The 1,739-nt window shown below is 72.6% G+C and carries 2 protein-coding genes and 1 pseudogene; all 3 read left to right on the top strand.

Annotated elements, in window-relative coordinates; translation table 11 throughout:
* Positions 1–215, top strand: a pseudogene (locus tag AB0G02_RS38575) (DUF58 domain-containing protein); the annotation flags it as partial.
* Complete coding sequence (locus AB0G02_RS38570; RefSeq protein ID WP_360804970.1) at positions 215–1,180, top strand: VWA domain-containing protein; 966 nt, start codon at positions 215–217, stop codon at positions 1,178–1,180. The pseudogene AB0G02_RS38575 and the gene AB0G02_RS38570, both read left to right, overlap by 1 nt.
* Before the next feature lie 18 nt (positions 1,181–1,198).
* A partial coding sequence (locus AB0G02_RS38565) for a DUF5655 domain-containing protein (protein ID WP_360804967.1) occupies positions 1,199–1,739 on the top strand: 541 nt, incomplete at its 3' end.

The following is a 1,739-nucleotide window of genomic DNA, read 5'->3' as shown; positions in this document are numbered from 1 at the left end:
ACCCGGAGTCGGGGCGGCAGCGCGAGGTCGTCGCCTCACCGCTGCTGCGCCGCGAGTTCGCCGCCGCGGCGGCCGAGCACCGCGCCGACGTCGCCGCCGGCCTGCGCCGCGCGGGCGCCGGCCACCTGGTGCTGAGGACCGACTCGGACTGGATAGCCGACACCGTGCGCTTCGTCGTGGCACGCAAGCGCCGCTGGTCGGGAGGAGTGGCCTGATGAGCCTGTCGGGGTTCACCGCGCCGTGGTGGTTCCTGCTGCTCGTGGGGGTGGCGGCGCTCACCGCGTTCTACGTGGTGCTGCAACGCGTGCTGCGCAAGCGGACGCTGCGGTTCGCCAACCTGCCGATGCTGGAGAAGGTCGCGCCCAAGCGCCAGGGCTGGTACAAGCACGTGCCGGTGGCGGTGCTGATGGTGGCGTTCATCGCGCTGACCGTGGCGCTGGCCGGGCCGACCGCCGAGCAGAAGGTGCCGCGCAACCGCGCCACCGTGATGCTGGTGATCGACACGTCGTTGTCGATGAAGGCCACGGACGTCAAGCCGTCCCGGCTGGAGGCCGCGCGGGTGGCCGCCAAGTCGTTCGCGGACGGGCTCACGCCGGGCATCAACCTGGGGCTCATCTCGTTCGCCGGTTCGGCCACCGTGCTGGTCGCGCCGACCACCGACCGGGGTGCGGTCACGCAGAGCATCGACGGGCTGAAGCTGGCCCAGTCGACCGCGACGGGTGACGCGATCGTGGCCGCGCTGGCGGCGATCGACTCGTTCGGCAAGGTCGTCGGGGGTGCGGACGGCCCGCCGCCCGCGCGCGTCGTGCTGATGACCGACGGCAAGGAGACCGTCGGCACCCGCAAGGCGTTCGACGCGGCGGAGGACGCCAAGAAGGCCGGCATCCCGATCTCCACGATCTCGTTCGGCACCGAGGACGGTGTGGTCGACATCGAGGGGCGGCGGCAGGACGTGCCGGTGGACGACGACTCCATGAAGGAGATCGCCAAGCTGTCCGGCGGCGAGTTCTTCAAGGCCGCGAGCGCCGAGGAGCTGCGCCGGGTGTACGACACGCTCGGTGAGCAGATCGGGTACGAGAAGAAGCAGGCCGACGCGTCACGGCCGTGGGTGGCGTTGGGGACCGTGCTGGGCATGATCGCCGTGGCCGGTGCGCTGCTCTTCGGGCAACGTCTGCCCTGAGCGGGCAGTATGTCGCCCGTGGTGGTGGCGGAGAACTGGCGGGAGATGGTCGACTGGTCCGTGGTGCAGCTGCGCCGCGGCACCGGCCAGGGCGTGCCGGAGTGGAACCGGCGCGTGCTGTCGTCCGGGCTGGACAACGAGCGTGACCTGCGCTCGTGGCTGGGGGAGCAGGGCGTCACCGGCTACGGGCAGATGCTGCTGGTGATGGAGCGGTTCGGCTACCCCGGGTTCATGAGCGGGTCGCCGGGCGGGTCCGCGGGTCCGTCGGCGGGCGGTCGGGCGGCCGGGCTCGTGGACGCCCAGTACGCCGACCGGCCGGAGCTGCGTCCCATCCTCGACCGGCTGCTGGCCGAGGCGGCGCTGCTGGGACCGCTGCACGTGCAGCCGCGCAAGACGTACGTCGGCCTGGCGTCGCCGCGCCGGCTGTTCGCCATCGTCAAGGCCACCACCCGAACCAGGGTCGACCTGGGCCTGCGCCTGCCCGACCACCCGCCGCCCACCCACTCTCCGCGCCCTCACCCTCCGCACCCTGCGCTCAACCCGAGCCGACCGGAGCCGG

It is taken from the genome of Actinosynnema sp. NPDC023658, from assembly GCF_040639995.1.
Lineage (GTDB): Bacteria > Actinomycetota > Actinomycetes > Mycobacteriales > Pseudonocardiaceae > Actinosynnema.
Note: the sequence above shows the minus strand (reverse complement) of the source record. Positions and strands in the feature narration are given on the sequence as shown.

Bases quoted from the DNA above. Each gene is read 5' to 3' on its own strand.
- AB0G02_RS38570 (WP_360804970.1), top strand. From the start codon at position 215: ATGAGCCTGTCGGGGTTCACCGCGCCGTGGTGGTTCCTGCTGCTCGTG.